Consider the following 18,732-nt stretch of genomic DNA (forward strand, 5'->3'; position numbering starts at 1 on the left):
GTCAAGGTCGAGAGTGATCAGGTCGCGATGGCATCGACAGCTCCGGGGCTGTCGCCGATCACCTCGACGGTCTCGCCGAAGCCGACCCCGAGCGACATAATCAGCAGCGGTGAGCGAGCGTCGACCGGGTCCTTGTCACCCACGGCCAGGTGAACTTCATCGTCGAAGCTAGCCGCGAATTCGGCGATCAACGTGGCGGCCTTGCGTGCAGACCTACGACCGAGCCTACGGTCACGCAGCGGCGAGTCATGGGCATCCTTTCACAGCGTTCCACCGTTGGAAGCGACAACCGTGCGGTACCACGAAAAGCTGTCCTTCCGAATCCTTCGCGCGTTGGAACACCGAGCCCGGCTGGTCCAGGTCTTCCCGACCGTCGACATCACCCCCGCCGACATCACCGCGGACATCGTCGTCTCGCCTGTCGAGCTCAAAGGCTTCGACCTCACCCGCACCGTGATCGTGAGCCCGATGCTGACGCGTCACGACATCGACCGGATTGAAGCGAAGGTGCGCGACTATGAACGCCGATCGACGTTCGTCAGGGCCGTGACGCAGGTCCAGCAACTCATGGACAGAAGCATCTTCTTCCCCGATTCGGGCACAAGCACGCGCGACGAAGTCCTCCTGCGACTCACCGCCGCTCTCGAACAGGCTGGCATGGTCCCGCCGAGCTTCCACGCAGAGGTTCAGGAGCGGGAGCGCATGTCCTCGACCGCATTGAACGACATTGTCGCTCTTCCGCACTCCATGACCATGAACGCGGATCGGAGCGCGATCGCCGTGCTGGTCTCGAAGGATCCGATCGACTGGGGTGGTACGCCCGTAAACCTAGTAGCACTCATCGCCTTCAACCCGGATGAACGCCAGCTCTTTCGGGACGTCTTCGACCAATTGGTGGTGGTGCTCACGGAGCCGAGCCGGGTGCGTCGGTTGGTGTCTAGCGGCACCACGTATGAGGCGTTCGTCGCTGAGCTGATCGCGCTGATGGACCTATGACTTCGCGCTGCCCTACCCTCGTCCGGAGACGAACTCAAGGACTAGGGCAGCGCGACGCCGGATGCTCCAGTGTCAGTCTGCGAGCACCCAGACCTCGCGGAACTTGGTGTGAAAGGTCCACGTCGACGTGTGTCCGGCAGGCAGGAAGGCCTGCATTCCCGCCTTCAGGTCGACCTTGGAGCCGTTCTCCAGCTCAATTGTCACTTCGCCCTCAAGGACGTAGATGATCTCGTTGAACTCCAGTGTGTACGTGGTCTTCGACGGCTCGCACTCGAACACTCCGGTCCCCCGCGCGCCGTTGTCATAGTCCTCGAACAAGGTATAGCCGCGCCCTGCGGGGTCTCCGTCGAGGATAGTTACGCCTTCCGGCTGCCACGACTCGAGCTCCACGGTGGCGGATTCCACTACCTTGATTTCGTCCATGATGAGGTTCCTGCCGTTCCGCAGCCGGCTGGCTGCTGTTGAGGAATGGTGTGGCCCGCGCGACGCCGCGTCAACACACGCCGCGCGGACCCGATCAGGGGTGCAGCTGGTGCGTGAGCCAATCGGCCATGCGGAGGCGGGGAGCGGGGCCGAGGTTGTGGCAGCAGTGATCACCCTCCGGCTCGAGATCGAGGGTGATGTCGGCGTTCACGGCGTACTCCTGCAGAAGGTCGAGCTCCGTGATGGGGGTCTCGTCCTTGCCGCCGTGCAGGACGTAGGTCGGGACCTTGAGGCCGGCGAGCACCGGCCGGACGTCGATGGCATCACGGACGCGGCGCTGGGCGGTCGCCAGGTCAGGCGACTTGGTGACGTACTGCCAGCTGAGCTTCGTCATCGGATACTCAAAGTCCCAGTCATCCATCTGCACGAAGCCGCCCCATGTGACACATGCCTTGAATCGGCCGTCCATCGCGGCTGCGCGGAGCGCATAATGCCCTCCCAGGCTGCGTCCCAGCACGCCGATCTGGTCACTGGCGATCGTGTCGCTGAGGGTCTCCAGGTAGTCCACGACCCGCGAGCTGTATCGGTGGTAGTCGTCGGCAAGGGCCACGTCCTCGAACATCTCCCCTTGTCCCGGGCCGTCGAAGGTGAATGTTGCGACACCTCGCTCGAGAAGGAGGTTCTCGAACATGTAGCTCTCCTCCTTGGTGCTCTCCAGTCCTCCCAGCAGGACGGCGCAGGGCACTGGTCCCTGCGCTCCCTTCGGCCTCCGCAGGTACCCGATGATGACTGTGTCATCGATTGGCAGGTCGACCCGCTCGGCCGGGGGATCGAGCAGGGGGGCAGCTCGGTGGTAGAGCTCCGCCTTGCGGAGCTGACCGCGAGGGCGACGCTCGTCGAACCACAGGAACTGCGCGTACTGCGCAGCCATGGATCCCACCCAGAACCAGTAGCCCGCAGTGAGCGTGTTTCCATCCCTGAGCGCCTCGTCGCCCATCGACTCGTAGTCATCGGCTTTCGCCATCCAGAACGCGAACCATGACGTATCGGAGTCCCGGCGCTGGGCGGCAAGCAGATCGGCAAATGGCAGGCCGTCCATGAGCAGGCGGCCCCAGTTCAGCATCTCCTCCTCCGCCGTCGGAATCTGCGGTGTCTCGGTCGTCATCTCTTCTCCATCCTTCGGGGTCGCAGCATCCTCGCGAGTGCGGGCCCGTTCACGGTCTACATGTTCCGCGAATCCAGTGGGTCTCTTTGCCGCCACCTAGCAAAGAGCAGCTTCGTGTACAGGTTCTGCCCATTTGAGTGGCGCGCCTTACGCCCAGCGAGCAGCGAGGAAAGCGGCACAGCGACGACACTGCGGCTCTTGAACATCGCAACGGAGTGAGGACGAACAGTGGGTAAACCTGGAGCTTCCGGCGGACTCGGACCCTCAGCGAAGCGGTTCGTGGGAAAATCGGTGCGTCGTCGTGAGGACCCGCGACTACTGCGAGGTGATGCGCGTTTCGTCGACGATGTCGACCTTCACGGTCAGCTGTTCTTGAGCGTGGTCAGGTCGTCCGAGGCACATGCGCACATCGTGTCCGTCGATGCGTCAGCGGCCCGGCGAGCGCGCGGCGTCCGGTTGGTCATCACTGCGGAAGACATTGCTGCCGAGGTACCGCTGGAACAGATCGGCTACCACGAGGTTTATCCACAGATTGACGACTACCTGCATCCGGTCTTCGCTTCGGATCGAGTCCGCTACGTGGGTCAGCCGGTGGCCGCGGTCATTGCTGACACTCCGTACTTGGCCGAGGATGCGGCAGGGCTGGTGGAGGTGACCTACGACAGCCTCCCTCCCGTGCTTGATCCGCAGTACGCGTTGACGGACGAGGCGGAGCTTCTGTTCGAGGGGCAGCCGAACGAGGCCGTCCGCATAGTCAAGTCGTACGGAGACGTGGGTGGAGCGTTTGAGAGGGCGACTCACGTCGTCAAGGGCCGCTACGTCGTAGGTCGCCACTCCGGAGTGCCGATGGAGACCAGGGGCTGCATCGCAGAACCTGACCGTGGGCGGAACCAATTGTTCATGTGGGGGCCGGTGCACACCCACGACTGCCAGCGTTTGATCGCGCAGGTGCTTGGGATGCCACTGGCCAATCTGCGCATGAAGCACGTCGACATCGGGGGCAGCTTCGGCGTCAAGGGCGGGGTCTTTCCCGAATACATCATGGTGGGCTGGGCCGCGATGCACCTCGGTCGACCAGTCAAGTGGACCGAGGACCGCCTCGAACACATGGTGGCGACCGCACATGCACGCGAACAGGTTCATGAGATGACGGCTGCATTCGACGCAGACGGAATGCTTCTGGCGTTAACGGACGAGATTTGGCACAACCATGGAGCGTTCATTCGGCAGGCAGAGCCACTCGTCAGCGATATCACCGTTGGCATGGTGCCCGGTCCGTACCGTGTGCCCGCGTACGACGGACTGTTGCATGTAGTGGTGTCCAACAAGACTCCCCTGTCGGCCTACCGCGCTCCGGGGAGGTACGAAGGGACATTCGCGCGCGAGCGCCTCCTCGACCAGGCTGCCGAGCAAATCGGCCTCTCGCAGGTCGAGATTCGCCGCCGCAATCTCTTGACCACGGCTGATCTTCCATTTGTGCCGGGCATGGACATCTGTTTCGAGCCGTACCACTTTGACTCGGGTGACGTTGTGGACCACCTCGACAAGGCGCTCGACTCAGCGGGGTTCGCTGACTGGGAGCAGGAAGCGGCCGACCTGCGGGCCCAAGGGCGCCTGGTCGGAAACGGCATCGGCATGCTCATGGACAAGGCCGGCCTGGGGCTCTACGAGACGAGCGCGGTGGACGTCGATCCGTCGGGCCGCATTCGGGTGCGCACAGGGGCGTCCTCTGTAGGCCAGGGGATTGAAACGGTTCTCGCGCAAATCGTCGCCGAGGAGCTACAGGTGGAACCTGACCTGATTGACGTGATCCACGGCGATACCGAGCTCGTGCCGGAGGGTGTGGGGTCATGGTCCAGTCGTTCCACAGTGCTGGCGGGTGGGGCAGCTCGCCAGGCCGCGCTTGACACCCTGGCCAAGGCCAAGAGGCTCGCCGGCGAGATGCTGGAGGCGAACGTCGACGACCTGATCCTCGTCGACGGCCGGATCGTGGTTTCTGGGGCAGCGCACGAGGGGCTCAGCCTCGCCGAGATCGCTGGCCGATGGGACGGTTGGTCGGCACGCCTGGCCTACGACGAGCCTGGGCTGGGCGCGCAAGCGGTCTACCTCGACGAGCACATGAACTATCCCTATGGCGTGACCTTGGTTCAGATCGAGATCGATCCCGCCACGGGCGGGCACACACTTCGTCGCTTCGTCACCAGCACCGAAGCTGGGCGAGCCATCAATCCGATGACGACGCGCGGTCAAGTGATCGGGGCAGCAGCTCAGGGTATCGGTGGGGCGCTTTACGAAGAGTTCCTGTATGACGAGTCCGGACAACCGCTGGCCACATCGTTCATGGACTATCTGCTACCAACCTCTCTGGACGTCCCCGAGATCGACTTCTTCATGACGGAAGACGCGCCGACGCCGAACAACCCGTTCGGGGCCAAGGGACTTGGTGAAGTAGGTCTGATCGCCGTCGGTGCGGCCGTGGCCGGTGCCATCGACGACGCCTTTGGCGAAGGTGTGATCACAACCAAGGTGCCGGTCACCCCCGAGACCCTGTGGCGCAGGTCCCATCCCAACTCGGACGTCGACGCACGATCCATGTGAGTCGAAACACCCGGATGGTGCCAAAGGGTGCTCGCGCATTGTCCGGAATCGAATAGCCCCACCGACTGGCTCGGCAGCACAGTTCCGTTAGCTTCGTCCGTCCCGCCGGCCACGCCGAGCGACTGGCAAAGCCGGTTGCGAACCGTCCGCTGAGCTGGGACCCATTCAGGAGTAGCGATGAACGAACACATGAGGAGTGAGTCCGCCAGCGCCGAACCCGGCAGCAGGGTGGCGCTCGCTGCTGAGGACATCAGCAAGACCTACGGTGCGACGCGCGCACTTGACGAGGTCTCGCTTGAGGTCTCATCCGGTGCGATCCACGGTCTGATGGGCGGAAACGGATCGGGCAAGTCCACCTTCATCAAGATGCTGGCCGGAGTCGTGACGCCCGATCAGGGACGACTGGCGCTTCAGGGGGAATGGATCGAAGCGCGGTCGCACACGCCGGCACGGGCAAAGGCGTCGGGGCTGCACTTCGTCCATCAGCAGAACTCGACCTTTCCTGACCTGACCGTGGCCGAGAACCTCGCGCTGGGGCGTGGCTTCGAGTCGACCACCTTGAAGTCGATCGACTGGAAGGCCCAGAAGGCACGATCTCGGCGAGTTCTGGACCGGTTTGAGATCGACGTCGCCGCCGACACCCACATGGTCCGCTTGTCTCCGGCAGCTCAGATGATGGTTGCCATCGCCCGTGCCCTTCAGGACCAGGACGAGACCGATGAGCGCGGCGTGCTGGTGCTGGACGAACCGACTGCCAGCTTGCCCAAGCACGAGGTGGACGTCCTGCTGACGGCTTTGAGACGGTATGCCGCGGACGGCCAAACGATCATCTACGTGTCGCACCGTCTCGAAGAGGTCACCGCTATCGCCGACGAGGTCACGGTCCTACGCAACGGTCGTGTGGCATCGCGTCTGGTGGGCGCCGAGATCAGTCACGACTCGTTGGTAGCCGGCATCACCGGGTCGGTCGCGGCCAAGCAGGCCGGAACGGTTCCTCGTGGCAGCGGGGTCGTCGACAGCCGGGTCCACCTGTCCCACGTGGCGGGTTTTCGCGAAACGGCGCTGACGCTCCGCCGCCCGTCGCTCACAGAGGTCGACGATGAAACTCTGCTGCTCCGCGCCGGTGAGATCGTCGGTGTCGCAGGTCTGCTCGGGTCCGGTCGTTCCCGCCTCCTGAAGCAGATCTTCGGTGCTGTGCCGCGGGACGACCTTGAAGTCACCCTGAACTCGGGTCCTGTGCCTCCGTCCGACGTGCGAGCCGCAATGAAGAAAGGTATTGCCTTTGTTCCGGAGAATCGCTTGCGTGAGGCGGCTCTTCCGGAGTTGAGCATTGCAGAAAACCTTTCGGTGACGTGCCTGAGCGACCACTCGCGTGCTGGATGGATCAAGCCTTCCCGAGAGCGAAAGGCCGCTCAGCGGTTGATTAAGGAGTTCGGCGTGCGAGCGCCGAGTGCGTCAGCGCCGTTGACAGCCCTTTCCGGAGGAAATCAGCAAAAAGTGATCTTGGCCAGGTGGTTGCAACGACGACCGACTGTGTTGCTCCTTGATGAGCCAACCCAAGGCGTCGACATCGGTGCGCGGAACGAGATCCATGAGCTCGTGCGCGCCGCAGCAGCCGCCGGGACCGCCGTGCTGGTGGTCTCCTCGGACTTCGGGGAGCTGGCGTCGCTGGCTCACCGTGCCGTAGTAATGAGCGGCAGCGAGATCGTCGACAGCATCGACGGTCCGCTGACCGAGGACATCCTCAATGACGTCGTATACGCACAGGAGAAGTCACTATGAGCAACATCCAAGAAACGAGTGGACCCGGGGGGGCCTCGGAGACCACCACGGTGGTATCTCCAACTGCATCCCCTGAGACGGAGCAGAAGCTCAAGGCCGCAAAGTCGCGTACGGGGAAAGCTCGCCTTATCAACTTCCTAGAGGCCTACGCGCTTCTGGTCCTGTTGGCTCTGATTGCGGTGTTCTTCTGCTTCTGGTCAGAGACATCCTCGACCTTCCCGACCCTCGCAAACATGCGCATCCTGCTCGCCAGCCAAGCGGTGATCGGTGTGATTTCGCTGGGACTACTTCTGCCCCTGCTCTGCCAGGAGTTTGATCTCTCCGTGGGCAACATCGCCGGGCTCGCCGCCATCATGGTCGCTGCGTCCGTGTCCGAGAGCGGCAACGTCCTAGCGGCGGTCGCACTCGCCCTCACCATTGGTCTCGTGATCGGGGGCGTGAACGCGCTGATCGTCACCCGCCTGCACGTCAACGGTGTCATCGCGACACTCGGCATGTCGACAATCTTGGGCGGCATCATCCTGCAGCGCACAGGCGGGCTTGCGCCTGCAAGCAACATCCCGCAGTCGCTGACGAATTTCGGGACGGGGCTGGTTGCCGGCGTCCCGGTCATCTTCATCACGTTGCTGGTCATCGCTGCAATCACCTACTTCGTGCTCAGCCACACGTCCCTGGGTCGCCAGATCTATGCGGTGGGGTCGAATATGGAGGCAGCAAAGCTCGTCGGTCTCCGAACCGACGGGCTGCGTGCTGCCACCTTCGTGGCGGCCGGCCTTCTCTGTGGGCTGGGCGGGCTGCTCTATGTCTCACGCGCCGGGGGAGCGTCGCCCAACGTGGGCGCGACGTTCACGCTGCCTGCTTTTGCGGCGGCCTTCCTCAGCGCTGCGTCGGTCCGCCCGGGGCGATTCAACGTGTGGGGCACGATCATCGCGGTCTACTTTTTGGCCGTCCTCAATAACGGGCTAAACCTTTCCGGAGTCGACCCCTATGTCAACGACTACGTGAACGGCGGTGCTCTCATTGCTGGAGTCGCACTGGCCACCGTTCTGTACCGCCGGCGGACCACCTGATGGTGCTCGCCACGGACGATCACGATCCTGTGCGCCCTACCGATCCGTTTCAGGACCCAGAACTGATCAACCCCAGCAACGGGGTTGTCACCGTCTGGTCAGACATCGGCTGTCCGTGGGCGAGCCTGGCACTCCACACTCTGCGTTCACGCGTGCTTCAGCGGGACGTCGACGTCATCATCGACCACCGAGCCTTTCCCCTGGAGCTCTTCAACAAGCGTGGTACTCCCAAGGGGATCGTCGATGTGGAAGTGACGGCCATCGCCGGCCTCGTGCCTGCGCTGGGCTGGCAGCCTTGGAGCGCGCCGGATTGGCAGTACGCAGTGTCTACCGTCCCAGCGATGGCGGCTGTGCAGGCTGCCAAGGCACTCAGCGTCGGAGGTCTGCGTGCCAGCGACGAGCTCGACCATGCTTTGCGTCAGGCGTTTTATGTACGCGGTCGGTCGATCAGCGTCCACTCGGAGATTCTTGCCGCGGCGGAAGGGTGCCCGTCCCTGTACTTGCCAGCACTGGAATCGGCTCTCGAGGAGGGGCGAGGTTATGCGACGGTGTTCACCCACTGGCGTACAGCTGAAGCCTTACCCGTGCAAGGCAGCCCGCACATCTTCGTGAAGGATCGTTACGCCGAGCACAATCCCGGGGTGGACTACCACTGGACGGCCCGCCCAGGCGAGGGATTCCCCCGATTCGAGCAATACGACGAGTCATGGGCGGACGCAGTTCTTGACGCCGTCGATGCGTAGCAGCCCCTGGCAGGTGCGGCGAGCGCCTGCCAGCAACGTGTTTACAGAGCGGGCCTAGGATCGCCCAATGACGATCGAGACGGACCTGCGGGCCGTGGCTGATGCAGTCCGCGCACGCATTCCGGAACTTGTGTCTGCTATCGAGCGGATGTCTTTGCAAGAGGTACCCGAGATCCACGAAAAGGATGATCCGGTCCTGGCCGAGGCAGAACGTCCCAGCATCATCTCTGCGTTGACCAGCATCATTGATGGCTTAGCGCGGGGACGACGTCCGCCCGACCGTGCCTCTGACGCGGCACTTCAAGAGGCACGCGTGGCGGCACAAGCGGGCATCGATCTGCACTCGCTGTTGCGCACCTACCGTGTGGGTCAATCGATCCTTTGGGACGTCATCCTGGAGGAGACGCTCCGTGCGGTCGACTCGGATGAGCAGCGCATCACCATCCTCAGGCAAGCCTCGGACTACCAGTACGCGTGGAACAACAAGGTGACCGAGTCCGTCATCGCGACCTATCAGGCTGAGCACAACGCCTACTTCTTCAGGAGCCAAGATCGGAAGCGGCGGGCGGTGGTGAGCGACATCCTGCGTGGAGTGCCTGCCGACGTCCAACAACTGGGATACAGCCTGCGCGCCGGTCACTTGGCTGTCGTCGCATGGGGGCGCTCGCCCGAGGCCAACATCCGAGCCCTGGCTGTTGCCCTGGATGCGAGACATCTGACCGTGAGCGGCACCTCCGGGACGTACCTGGGCTGGCTGGGCTCCTCCGCCTTGTATCGAGTGCTGGAAGCGCGACCGGAGAGTATTCGTTCCATGCCTGAAACGCATCTGGCGCTGGGCGACGTGGAGCATGGGATCGAAGGTTTCCGGTTGAGCCACCGCCAAGCGTGGCAGGCCTACAGGGTAGGCAGATTGCGCGCCTCGGGAGTCGTCCGCTACGGCGACGTTGCCTTGGAATCCTTGGTGCTCAAGGATCGCCAAGCCGTTCATGACTTCGTCTCCCGCGAGCTCGGTGCACTCCACGAGGAAGACTCGCGAGGCGAACTTCTCAAAGCCACCTTGCAGGCCTACTTCCAGTGCGGACAAAATGCAGCGTCTACTGCCCAAGCCATCCATGTCCACGAACGGACGGTTGCCTACCGGTTGCGCTCCATTGAGTCCCGGCTGGGAGTGACCATAAGCGATCGCCGCGACGAACTCGCCGTGGCTCTTCGGCTCGCGAACCTCTTCAACCAGGCGTCGGACAATGAGCTGCAAGACCTCGACGAGCATGCAGACGCGGGACTTGGGCCGGACCCGGATGCTGGCTCTCCCTGACACGACCCATGCGCACCGTCTTGTCAGGTGTCGACCAAGCTGCGGATGACTTTGCCTGACTGCGTAGTGGTCACTTCGCTTTCAGGGTCACAAACTGTTTTGGACAGTCGTCAGACAATGGATCGTCCATGGGTAGCGCGTACCTGCGTCGCACCCCTCACGACCTTCCGCGAGAGGGACGCCCGTGAAGCCACCGCCCTTTGATTATGTTGTCGCCACGTCACTTGACCAAGCTATTGATCTAGTTAGCTCCGACGAGGACGCGAAGTTCATAGCAGGGGGGCAGAGCCTCATTCCCCTGCTCAGCTTGAGGTTTGCCCGACCCACGCTTCTGGTGGACATCTCTCGCCTCTCAGTCCTTCGAGGCGTCCGTAGCGTGGCCGATGCACTGAACATCGGCGCTTCCACTCGTCACGCCGACATCGAACGGCTCCCTGTCGTTCGAGAATGCGCACCGCTGCTCTCCGCGGCTGCCGGATGGGTTGCTCACGCGCAGATCCGTAACCGGGGCACGTTCGGCGGGGCAGTCGCCCACAGCGATAGCGCCGCCGAGTTCCCAGCGGCGCTTCTTGCAATGGGGGCCACGATTGTCACTCGCTCTAGCAGCGGTGAGCGCCGCATCCCGAGCACACAGTTCTTCGGAGCACATTTCCAAACCGCTCTCCAGCACGGCGAACTGGTCGTAGCCGTGGAGGTCCCGACCGCCGATCGGTTCAGCCGGTGGGGATTCTCGGAATTTGCGCGGCGCAAGGGCGACTACGCGATCGGTGGGGCCGCCGTGAGTGCTCGACTCAACGAAGACGGCGAGTGCACCTCCGTACGCGCAGGGCTCATCGCTGCCGGCCCCGGTCCGACCTCGGCCGAAGGTCTCGAGGAAACCTTGGTCGGTCACCTTGTCGACGAGTCTGCCGTCGACGCCGCAGTTGCCCAGTGCGAACGGTCTCTCAGCCCAGAGAGCAACGTCCACGGCTCCAAGGAATACCGACGGGCGGTGGTCGCAGAGTCCCTGCGACGCGCCCTTCATCAAGCGTTCGACCTCGGTGGAACTCAGGACGAGAGGAGATCGGCATGAAGACTCACGTGACCGTAAACGGCGAGGGATACGAGCGTGACGTCGAGCCGCGCATGCTTCTCTCCGACTTCCTTCGCCATGAACTGGGGCTCACTGGCACCAACGTCGGCTGTGAGCACGGCGTGTGTGGCAGTTGCACCGTGCTTCTCGACGGAGAACCCGTGCGTTCCTGCACGATGCTCGCGGTACAGAGCGATCGGCGCCGTCTGACCACGGTTGAGGGCCTGGCTTGCGAGGAGAACCTGCACGGGCTGCAGGAGGCGTTCACGGCCTGCCACGGCCTTCAGTGCGGTTTTTGCACGCCCGGAATGCTCATGACCCTGTTGCCGATCTACAACGAGGCGCGTCGACTCACCGACGACGAGATAAGGGATGCGATCTCCGGCAACCTCTGTCGGTGCACCGGGTACCAACAGATCGTCGAGTCCGCTCGCAAGGCCTTGGACGAAGCTGCCGACCTGGCTGAGTTCGGAGCCGACGCGGAAGGTTGACCTCGCTGGGCGGCCTTGATGACCGCGTGACGATTGATATTGTCCAGCCCCGAGGTTGTGTTTAATGCGAACAACGCGTTGAGCGATGTGCGCGGACACAGATCGCGCAGCGCCACCACTTCTTAAAGCTGCAGCAGGCGCTCGACCCGACCCCCTCCTGGACGGTGGCCGGTTGTCGAAGACGGAGCTCACGACTTCAACGGAGGCCCGGTCGGATGGAATGCGCCGTCGATGACAGGAGTTGTGCGGTCGGTGCGGCCGCCGCCTTTGTGACCCACCGGACGACGTGGCGGGCAGAGACGCGAGCTGGCGGACAAGCGGCTTGCCCGCTGAGCCAGTTGCCGGAAAGCGTCAAGTCCGCCGGTCGTTTGTAACAGGAGCAGCGAAGACGAGAGTCTGACGCAGGCTTACGGTCGTGCCGTCCGTCCGACAGGGCGGTGTCACTTGGAACGAGGATGGAGACAGATGGCGACGTACTTGCTGTTGGGACTGGCCATAGCGGTGGAGGTCATGGCTACGTTGTCGCTGCGCGCGTCGGAAGGTTTCAGCAAGCTTGTGCCGAGTCTCTTGGTGCTAGGGGGATACGGCTTTTCGTTCATCCTCTTGTCCTTGGTGCTTCAACGAGGTCTGGACGTGGCTGTCGTTTACGCACTGTGGTCCGCGGCGGGAATCGTCGCTATCGCCGTCATCGGAGCGGTGTTCCTCGACGAACGCCTCACTGGTGCACAAGTCCTGGGAATGGCTCTGATCGTCAGCGGTGTAGTTGCGTTAGAACTGGGCGCTCGCAACGCATGAAGCCTAGCGGCGTGCGCCAGCGACTTGCTGCAAGCCTTTATTCACGTTTTGCGCGTCCATTCAAGGATCGAGGGTCAGGTGAACTCTCAGATGGAGACCGTCGGCACGGTCGCTCAGTTGCACACGGCCGTGACCAAGGGGTTTGCTCTCCGTGAGACTCAAAGCATTCAGGTCACACCGTCGGGAATTGTCGGAAATCGAGACTTCTTTCTAGTCGACGTCGACGAGCATTTGTACTCGGTTCCTCGAGATCCCATTTTTCTGGGCTACTGGACGTCCTATGACCCTTTGCTTAACCTGTTCCAGGTGGGTCGAGGAGCGGCGATCGAGTGCGCCGACCAGGTGCGCGCCGCGGGTCCGGTCCGCCGGTTTCGATTCGACGAGCGCACGGTCGACGGCAGGTGGGTCCCAGGTCCGTGGGATGCGTTCATTTCCGATGTCGCCGGACGGAACTTGCGGCTCGTGCGATGTGCACGCCCCGGTGGCGGCGGGGACATCCACCCGGTCACGATCCTGTCCACTGCCTCCCTGGCGTCTTTAGGCACGGAGGCAGACGGCCAGCCTGTGGACGTACGTCGGTTCAGGTTGAATCTGACGCTGGACGTCGGAACGACTCCCTTTCGCGAAGACACGTGGACGGGGCGCTCGATCACAGTCGGAAACTGTGTTCTACGACTCCGTGGTGGAATCCCGCGATGTGTGGCCGTCGAGAACCGTCCCCATGACGGCGACAGGGCCCTCCAGGTCCAGCGACGCATCCGAGAGGTCCGGGGTGCAACCCCGAGCCGGTGGGGCCCGTCAGTGCTGTTCGGGGCCTACGCAGACGTAGTGCTATCAGGGCGGGTGAAGGTAGGGGATCCAGTCCAGCTCGCCACCTGAGATCGGATGTAAGTCGGCGGGGTGCATTCAGTCTCAGGAAAGGATCTGCTTGATCGCGTGGTGCACACGTTCCGCGTCCTCGCGATACTTCACCAGTGCGCCCAGGCTCGCTGCGGCTGCTTTGAGGTCAAGCTCGACAGCCCCCAGGTGCTTCAGCGCGCGTGCCCAGTCCAGGGTCTCCGCGACGCCCGGAGGCTTGACGAGCCCATGTACCTCGTTGCGAATTTCCTGCGTTACGCCCACGACTTGCGTCGCAAGCGCGTGAGGGACCTCCGGAGCTCGGGACCGGAGAATGGCCAGCTCACGTTCCGGTCCAGGGTGCTCGATCCAGTGATAGAGGCATCGACGTTTGAGGGCGTCGTGGAGCTCACGCGTTCGATTCGAGGTCAATACCACGATCGGCGGAATGACAGCTTGGACCGTCCCGAGCTCAGGCACGCTCACCTGGTACGTGGACAGGACTTCGAGTAGGAAGGCTTCGAACTCGTCATCCGCTCGGTCGACTTCGTCGACGAGCAATACGGTGGGGGCCTGCTGTAGCGCTTTGAGCACGGGACGCGAAAGAAGGAAGCGCTCGTCATACAGTCCCTTTTCTGCTGCCGATGCGTCGACAGCGCCCGCCGCCTCCAGGGCTCGCAGGTGCAGGATCTGACGAGGAAAGTCCCAGTCGTAGAGGGCTTGCGTGGAATCGATGCCCTCGTAGCACTGAAGTCGCAGGAGCGGCAGCTGCCAAGCGGTCGCTACGGCCTCAGCCAGGGCAGTTTTTCCCGTACCCGGCTCGCCCTCGAGGAGCAACGGTCGGTGCATCTTCATCGCAAAGAACACAACGGTTGCTAGTTCAGAGGAACATAAGTAGCCGGTTCCTTCGAGCAACCGCCTCACATCATCCGGGGAGTCGAGTAGGTCTCCCGGAATCATGGCGTAGCTCCATGTGCCGCATGGTGAATGGCGCCAGCCGTTGCGCCCAGAGGTACCCCTGTTCCACCCCAACGTGTCGAGATGATCTCGGCCGCGATGCTCACCGCTGTCTCCTCGGGGGTACGAGCGCCCAGATCTAGACCGATGGGGCTCGACATCCGATCCAGCTGGTGCTCCGTGACGCCCGCCTCTCGCAGGCGTGCAAGGCGGTCCTCGTGGGTGACGCGTGAGCCCATGACCCCGACATACGCGGCCGGAAGTGTGAGGGCGACGGTCAGAAGGGGCACGTCGAACTTGGGGTCGTGAGTCAGGACCGTGATGACTGTGCGCCGGTCGATTCGACCGCCCTGATGTTCCTCCGCAAGGTATCTGTGGGGCCAGTCGACGACGACCTCGTCTGCCTGGGGAAACCGCGCCGGCGTAGCAAAGACAGGTCTCGCGTCGCACACAGTGACCGCGTAGCCAAGAAAGGAGCCAATAGAAGCCACTGCCGCCGCGAAGTCGATGGCACCGAAAATGAGCAGGCGAGGCTGCGGCGCGAAGGTCTGCACGAATACGCGCATGCCGTCGCCGAGCCGCTGACCGTCGGGGCCGTAGCTCAAGATGCCGTTGTGCCCGGCTGCGAGTAAACCGAGGGCGTCGTCGACGACTGCCGAGTCCGCCCGGCTGCTGCCCAAGGTGCCACTCACTGGCAGGCCTGACTCCTCCGGGTGAAGCACTATCCGTCGACCGCGCCACGACGGGTTCGGGTGATCCACGATCGTCGCTAACGCCACAGGTCGGTTGCCGCGAATGTCGTCGGCGATTTCTGAGAACTGCGGGAATGTTTGACGGTCCAGTCGTTCGATGAAGACGTCGAGTTCTCCTCCGCACGTGAGGCCGACCGCGAACGCTTCATCGTTGGAGTACCCGTAGTGCTCGAGCACCGGAATGCCACCGACCACGACCTCGCGTGCAATCTCGTAGACGGCGCCCTCAACGCAGCCACCCGAGACAGAGCCAAAGACGGACCCGTCAGGGCCGACGCCCATCGCCGCGCCGGGCTCACGGGGCGCGGACTTTGAGGTGTCAACGACGGTGGCCAGGCCGATCGAGTCTCCGCTCTCCCACCATGTGACGAGGTGATCCAAGATGTCTCGCACGGGTTGTCTCCTTGCTGTCGGCTATCCCAGGAAGCTGGTGGGGTCGATGCGAGCCGTTAGGCGAGTTGCCAGATCGACCTTGTCTTCCGCGTCCTGTTTGAGGTCCTGACGGATCATGGCCGTCTTGACCAGTTGGCCGCCGACGTAGCGAATGGGTTCGCGCGGGAGTCCCCGTCCCGACGGCATCCTCGCCAAGAAGGACGTGGTCATTCCGTCACGGGTCTCGGTGGCTAGGCCTGCCAGGATCTGGGCGCCGATGACTGACGGTCCGATGCCGTCCCCTGAGTACCCCGTGCCGAAGTAGACGCCCGGGAATCCGCCGAGCTCGCCGAAAAAGGGCAGTGAGGACAAGGAGTACTCGACGGGCGCTCGCCACGACGACAGGACCGTGGAGTCCTTCAAGCTAGGCACGGCGCGGGTCATCTGCGTCACGAGCCGATCAGGACGGGGGACGGAGGCGTAAAGCGTGTTGGTGCCGCGGATACCCCAACCCAGTCCCATACCGGCCTTGCCGAAGAGAACATTCCCTCCCGTCATTGGCCGCCAGTAGTCCAGGAGGCGGCCCGCGTCGGAGACATTGGTCAAAGGCGGCTCACCCAGCGTCCGCCGCGGGCGTACGACGACGTTGTCGGATGCAGTGGTCACCAAGTGTGCGCGGAGCTGGGGGAACTGATTGCACCACGCGTTGATCGCCAGAATCACGGAAGAGGCTTGGACCGAGCCTGTGCTGGTGGACACCGTTGTACCAGCGTGCTCTCGAGTCAAGCCCGTCATGGGGCTGTGTTCATGCACGATGACCCCAAGGGCCCGAGCCACTCGCAGGAGACCTCGGACCAGGCGTGCGGGGTGGAGGCCAACGCAAGTCGGGTCGAAGACACCGCCGCGCGCCGGAGCGCCCGCCAACCGGGTCGCTTCTTCCGCGTCCACCTCGACAAACGGAGAATCCCGATGGGCGGCCGCGGTCTCTAGGGTCTCGACCCAAGCGCCGTCCTGACTGCTGTTGTTTGAGGCCCACAGCCAACCATTTGGCTCCACTTGTGCGTCGATTCCGTGCTCAAGACAGAAGCGCCGGATGTGATCAATCGCCTCCACCGAAGCCCGGGCAACGTCTGCGCCCTCGTCCTTGCCTCCAGCGCGCACAAGCGCGGGAAGCTTCGGCCACAGGTTCATCAAGATACCTGCATTGGTTCCGCTGGCGCCGCAACCGCACAGTCCGGCTTCGAGGACGACCACATCGATACTGGGAATGCGTGACTTGAGCTCGATTGCCGTCCATAGGCCAGTAAACCCGCCACCCACGATGCACACGTCGGCCCTTGCCGACGAGGTAAGCGCTTCCGCTTTTGGGAGATTGGCCTCATCGACAAGCGCGTCGGCCATCCAGAACGATCGGACTCCTGCGTCCGCACTATCCAGAGCGCGAACCTGCGGGACTCTCCATGTCTGACTCACCGGGCAGCTCGGCCGGAACGTGCGACCGCGTGTGCTGGGCCCACGTGGCGGACGACGAACCGCAACGTGGCATTCATCTGGCCAACCTAGGACCGCGGCGAGCCGAGGACCTGCACTGTGGCATGCAAAGTTGCTCGCCTGTTTGTTGGTTATCAGCAACGCCGCAGGTTGCGCGGCTGGGTTAAGAATGTCGTCGGCGGCGGGGCTGGGGCCGTCGCGCAACCAACACTTGGTCGAGGGAGTTGAGACGGTGACTTTCGTCATCACGCAAAGGTGCTGTGACGATGCAGCCTGCGTTCCTGTCTGCCCCGTGCAGTGCATACGGCCTCGTCCGGGGGACCCTGACTTCAGCAGCACAGAGCAGCTCTACATCGACCCGCTGAGCTGTATTGATTGCGGAGCCTGTGCAACCGCGTGCCCGGTGGACGCCATCTTCCCAGAAAGTGACTTGCCGCCAGCGCTGACTGACTTCAGCGCCATCAATGCCGAGTACTTTGCGGCCCATCCCCTAATTGACGTGAGCCCGCTTCCCGTGGCTCGTCATCGTCTGCCGCCCGGTCTCCCGACGTTGAGAGTTGCCATCGTCGGGGCGGGCCCGGCGGCGCTGTATGCAGCGATCGAACTGAGCGAGCTGAATGGTGTCGAGGTCACTCTGTTCGAGCGCCTCCCCACCCCATTCGGCCTGGTGCGCGCGGGAGTGGCCCCCGACCATGACGCGACCAAGAGCATCACTGAGCGGCTGGGCCGGGTTCTGGTCCGACCCAACGTTCAATGCCTGTTCGATGTCGAAGTAGGACGCGACGTGTCAGCGGCCGAGCTACTGGAGCATCACCACGCAGTACTGTGGGCGACCGGCGCATCGGCGGATCGCAAGCTCAACATTCCCGGCGAGGATCTCGTCGGCTCAGTGTCCGCGCAGGAGTTCGTGTCCTGGTACAACGGCCACCCTGATAGTGCCGCCCGTGACTACAGTCTGAGCGGCAGACGCGCGATCGTCATTGGCAACGGCAACGTAGCCTTGGACGTTGCGCGCCTGCTTGTCCAGCCAGCGCTCGCATATGCGACAACGTCTGTGTCGGACAATGCGCTGAAGGCGATGGCGACGAGCACGATCGACGAGGTGATGGTCATCGGGCGGCGGGCCCAAGTGTTTGCCGCGTACGGCACGGCTGAGCTGGCGGCACTGACGCGTTTGCCCGAGGTGGACCTGCTCGCTGAGCCAAGCGAGGTCGGCGTCACCGACGACGAGCTTGAAGCAGCCGCGCTCTCCGGCCGCTCATGGGCTCTGGCGCGACGCCGCGCAATCATCGACGACGCGGCAAACCGCACGCCGACGCAGCCGAGACGGATCATCATGCGTTACCGGGCTTCACCGACGGCTTTACTAGGTAACGAAGCAGTGACAGGTCTGGTGGTTGCTGGCCCCGACGGAACGTCCGAGCAGCTCGAGACGTCGCTCGTCATCCGTGCCGTAGGTTTTCGGGGGCGCCCCGTGCCAGGGATGCCCTTCGACATCGAAAGAGGAGTTCTGCCGAACAACGCTGGTCGCGTCGTGGATCCGCAAAACGGTCGCCCTGTTCGCGGGATCTACTGCGCCGGATGGATCAAGCGCGGTCCATCTGGGGTCATCGGCACAAACCGCGTCGATTCCGCGGAGACTGTGACTTCGTTGCTCGAAGACTTCGAGAGGGGAAATCTCAAGGCGCCCACTCACGATACTGGTGCGCTCGTGCGTTTGATACGGGAACGGCAGCCGAACGTGCTCGACGTTGCTGGGTGGCAGCGGATCGATGAGACCGAGTTGGCGGCTGGGCGCGGCCAAGGGCGCAGCCGAGTCAAGTTGCTGACGTGGGAAGACCTCAGAGCTGTGGGCCGTAGCGATGGAGACTGA

General features: G+C 63.3%; 17 protein-coding genes. 11 read left to right on the forward strand and 6 right to left on the reverse strand.

Annotated features, from left to right (window positions below):
* Positions 1 to 17: 17 nt before the first annotated feature.
* On the reverse strand, positions 18 to 191 hold the full coding sequence (locus tag EUA94_RS19375; RefSeq protein ID WP_231263474.1) for an HPr family phosphocarrier protein: 174 nt from the start codon (positions 189 to 191) through the stop codon (positions 18 to 20).
* 85 nt (positions 192 to 276) lie between these two features.
* On the opposite strand from EUA94_RS19375, the gene EUA94_RS19380 reads away from it, so the two are divergent.
* A complete protein-coding gene (locus EUA94_RS19380; protein ID WP_129428524.1) occupies positions 277 to 996 on the forward strand; it encodes a PTS sugar transporter subunit IIA in 720 nt (239 codons plus the stop codon).
* Between the two features lie 72 nt (positions 997 to 1,068).
* Here the strand turns inward: EUA94_RS19380 and EUA94_RS19385 are convergent, their stop codons facing one another.
* Positions 1,069 to 1,419, reverse strand: coding sequence for a cupin domain-containing protein (locus EUA94_RS19385; RefSeq protein ID WP_129428525.1), 351 nt, complete (start codon positions 1,417 to 1,419; stop codon positions 1,069 to 1,071).
* A gap of 94 nt (positions 1,420 to 1,513) precedes the next feature.
* Positions 1,514 to 2,584 carry an alpha/beta hydrolase gene (locus EUA94_RS19390; RefSeq protein WP_091201867.1) on the reverse strand — a complete coding sequence of 357 codons (1,071 nt, stop codon included), beginning with the start codon at positions 2,582 to 2,584 and terminating at the stop codon, positions 1,514 to 1,516.
* 279 nt (positions 2,585 to 2,863) lie between these two features.
* On the opposite strand from EUA94_RS19390, the gene EUA94_RS19395 reads away from it, so the two are divergent.
* The 9 genes from EUA94_RS19395 to EUA94_RS23190 all read left to right on the forward strand — a co-directional run bounded on the left by EUA94_RS19395 (position 2,864) and on the right by EUA94_RS23190 (position 13,329).
* Positions 2,864 to 5,182 (forward strand): xanthine dehydrogenase family protein molybdopterin-binding subunit, encoded by a 2,319-nt coding sequence (locus EUA94_RS19395; RefSeq protein WP_231263473.1) that lies wholly within the window; start codon positions 2,864 to 2,866, stop codon positions 5,180 to 5,182.
* Between the two features lie 177 nt (positions 5,183 to 5,359).
* The gene (locus tag EUA94_RS19400; RefSeq protein ID WP_091201871.1) at positions 5,360 to 6,964 is read left to right on the forward strand and encodes a sugar ABC transporter ATP-binding protein; all 1,605 of its coding nucleotides are present in this window, start codon (positions 5,360 to 5,362) and stop codon (positions 6,962 to 6,964) included.
* Entirely contained in the window at positions 6,961 to 8,034 is a 1,074-nt protein-coding gene (locus EUA94_RS19405; RefSeq protein ID WP_091201873.1) for an ABC transporter permease, read from the forward strand. Before EUA94_RS19400 ends, EUA94_RS19405 begins: the two co-directional genes overlap by 4 nt.
* Entirely contained in the window at positions 8,034 to 8,777 is a 744-nt protein-coding gene (locus tag EUA94_RS19410; protein ID WP_091201875.1) for a DsbA family oxidoreductase, read from the forward strand. The genes EUA94_RS19405 and EUA94_RS19410 overlap by 1 nt, the downstream gene beginning before the upstream one ends.
* A 67-nt stretch (positions 8,778 to 8,844) precedes the next feature.
* Entirely contained in the window at positions 8,845 to 10,092 is a 1,248-nt protein-coding gene (locus tag EUA94_RS19415) for a PucR family transcriptional regulator (protein WP_091201877.1), read from the forward strand.
* A gap of 184 nt (positions 10,093 to 10,276) precedes the next feature.
* Positions 10,277 to 11,164, forward strand: a complete 888-nt coding sequence (locus tag EUA94_RS19420) for an FAD binding domain-containing protein (RefSeq protein ID WP_091201878.1) — start codon at positions 10,277 to 10,279, stop codon at positions 11,162 to 11,164.
* Positions 11,161 to 11,655, forward strand: coding sequence for a (2Fe-2S)-binding protein (locus tag EUA94_RS19425; RefSeq protein ID WP_091201880.1), 495 nt, complete (start codon positions 11,161 to 11,163; stop codon positions 11,653 to 11,655). Before EUA94_RS19420 ends, EUA94_RS19425 begins: the two co-directional genes overlap by 4 nt.
* Positions 11,656 to 12,120: 465 nt before the next feature.
* A complete protein-coding gene (locus EUA94_RS19430) occupies positions 12,121 to 12,450 on the forward strand; it encodes a DMT family transporter (protein ID WP_091201881.1) in 330 nt (109 codons plus the stop codon).
* Positions 12,451 to 12,540: 90 nt separating this feature from the next.
* On the forward strand, positions 12,541 to 13,329 hold the full coding sequence (locus tag EUA94_RS23190; protein ID WP_091201883.1) for an MOSC domain-containing protein: 789 nt from the start codon (positions 12,541 to 12,543) through the stop codon (positions 13,327 to 13,329).
* Positions 13,330 to 13,362: 33 nt separating this feature from the next.
* Here the strand turns inward: EUA94_RS23190 and EUA94_RS19440 are convergent, their stop codons facing one another.
* The 3 genes from EUA94_RS19440 to EUA94_RS19450 form a co-directional block, all read right to left on the reverse strand.
* Positions 13,363 to 14,142, reverse strand: a complete 780-nt coding sequence (locus tag EUA94_RS19440; protein ID WP_242495012.1) for an AAA family ATPase — start codon at positions 14,140 to 14,142, stop codon at positions 13,363 to 13,365.
* A 101-nt stretch (positions 14,143 to 14,243) separates the two neighbouring features.
* Positions 14,244 to 15,389 carry an XdhC family protein gene (locus tag EUA94_RS19445; RefSeq protein ID WP_091201887.1) on the reverse strand — a complete coding sequence of 382 codons (1,146 nt, stop codon included), beginning with the start codon at positions 15,387 to 15,389 and terminating at the stop codon, positions 14,244 to 14,246.
* Positions 15,390 to 15,410: 21 nt separating this feature from the next.
* Entirely contained in the window at positions 15,411 to 16,769 is a 1,359-nt protein-coding gene (locus EUA94_RS19450) for an NAD(P)/FAD-dependent oxidoreductase (RefSeq protein ID WP_091201889.1), read from the reverse strand.
* A gap of 259 nt (positions 16,770 to 17,028) precedes the next feature.
* Here EUA94_RS19450 and EUA94_RS19455 point away from each other — a divergent pair, with 259 nt between their 5' ends.
* Positions 17,029 to 18,732, forward strand: a complete 1,704-nt coding sequence (locus EUA94_RS19455) for an FAD-dependent oxidoreductase (RefSeq protein WP_198554436.1) — start codon at positions 17,029 to 17,031, stop codon at positions 18,730 to 18,732.

Origin of the sequence: Nocardioides zhouii (assembly GCF_004137345.1) — a bacterium.
Classification (GTDB): domain Bacteria; phylum Actinomycetota; class Actinomycetes; order Propionibacteriales; family Nocardioidaceae; genus Nocardioides; species Nocardioides zhouii.

What these genes read in the sequence shown, in the direction of transcription:
- EUA94_RS19385 (WP_129428525.1), bottom strand. Translation starts at nt 1,419, where the DNA reads ATGGACGAAATCAAGGTAGTGGAATCCGCCACCGTGGAGCTCGAGTCG.
- EUA94_RS19390 (WP_091201867.1), bottom strand. Translation starts at nt 2,584, where the DNA reads ATGACGACCGAGACACCGCAGATTCCGACGGCGGAGGAGGAGATGCTG.
- EUA94_RS19400 (WP_091201871.1), top strand. Translation starts at nt 5,360, where the DNA reads ATGAACGAACACATGAGGAGTGAGTCCGCCAGCGCCGAACCCGGCAGC.
- EUA94_RS19405 (WP_091201873.1), top strand. Translation starts at nt 6,961, where the DNA reads ATGAGCAACATCCAAGAAACGAGTGGACCCGGGGGGGCCTCGGAGACC.
- EUA94_RS19410 (WP_091201875.1), top strand. Translation starts at nt 8,034, where the DNA reads ATGGTGCTCGCCACGGACGATCACGATCCTGTGCGCCCTACCGATCCG.
- EUA94_RS19415 (WP_091201877.1), top strand. Translation starts at nt 8,845, where the DNA reads ATGACGATCGAGACGGACCTGCGGGCCGTGGCTGATGCAGTCCGCGCA.
- EUA94_RS19425 (WP_091201880.1), top strand. Translation starts at nt 11,161, where the DNA reads ATGAAGACTCACGTGACCGTAAACGGCGAGGGATACGAGCGTGACGTC.
- EUA94_RS19430 (WP_091201881.1), top strand. Translation starts at nt 12,121, where the DNA reads ATGGCGACGTACTTGCTGTTGGGACTGGCCATAGCGGTGGAGGTCATG.
- EUA94_RS23190 (WP_091201883.1), top strand. Translation starts at nt 12,541, where the DNA reads ATGGAGACCGTCGGCACGGTCGCTCAGTTGCACACGGCCGTGACCAAG.
- EUA94_RS19440 (WP_242495012.1), bottom strand. Translation starts at nt 14,142, where the DNA reads ATGAAGATGCACCGACCGTTGCTCCTCGAGGGCGAGCCGGGTACGGGA.
- EUA94_RS19450 (WP_091201889.1), bottom strand. Translation starts at nt 16,769, where the DNA reads ATGGCCGACGCGCTTGTCGATGAGGCCAATCTCCCAAAAGCGGAAGCG.
- EUA94_RS19455 (WP_198554436.1), top strand. Translation starts at nt 17,029, where the DNA reads ATGTCGTCGGCGGCGGGGCTGGGGCCGTCGCGCAACCAACACTTGGTC.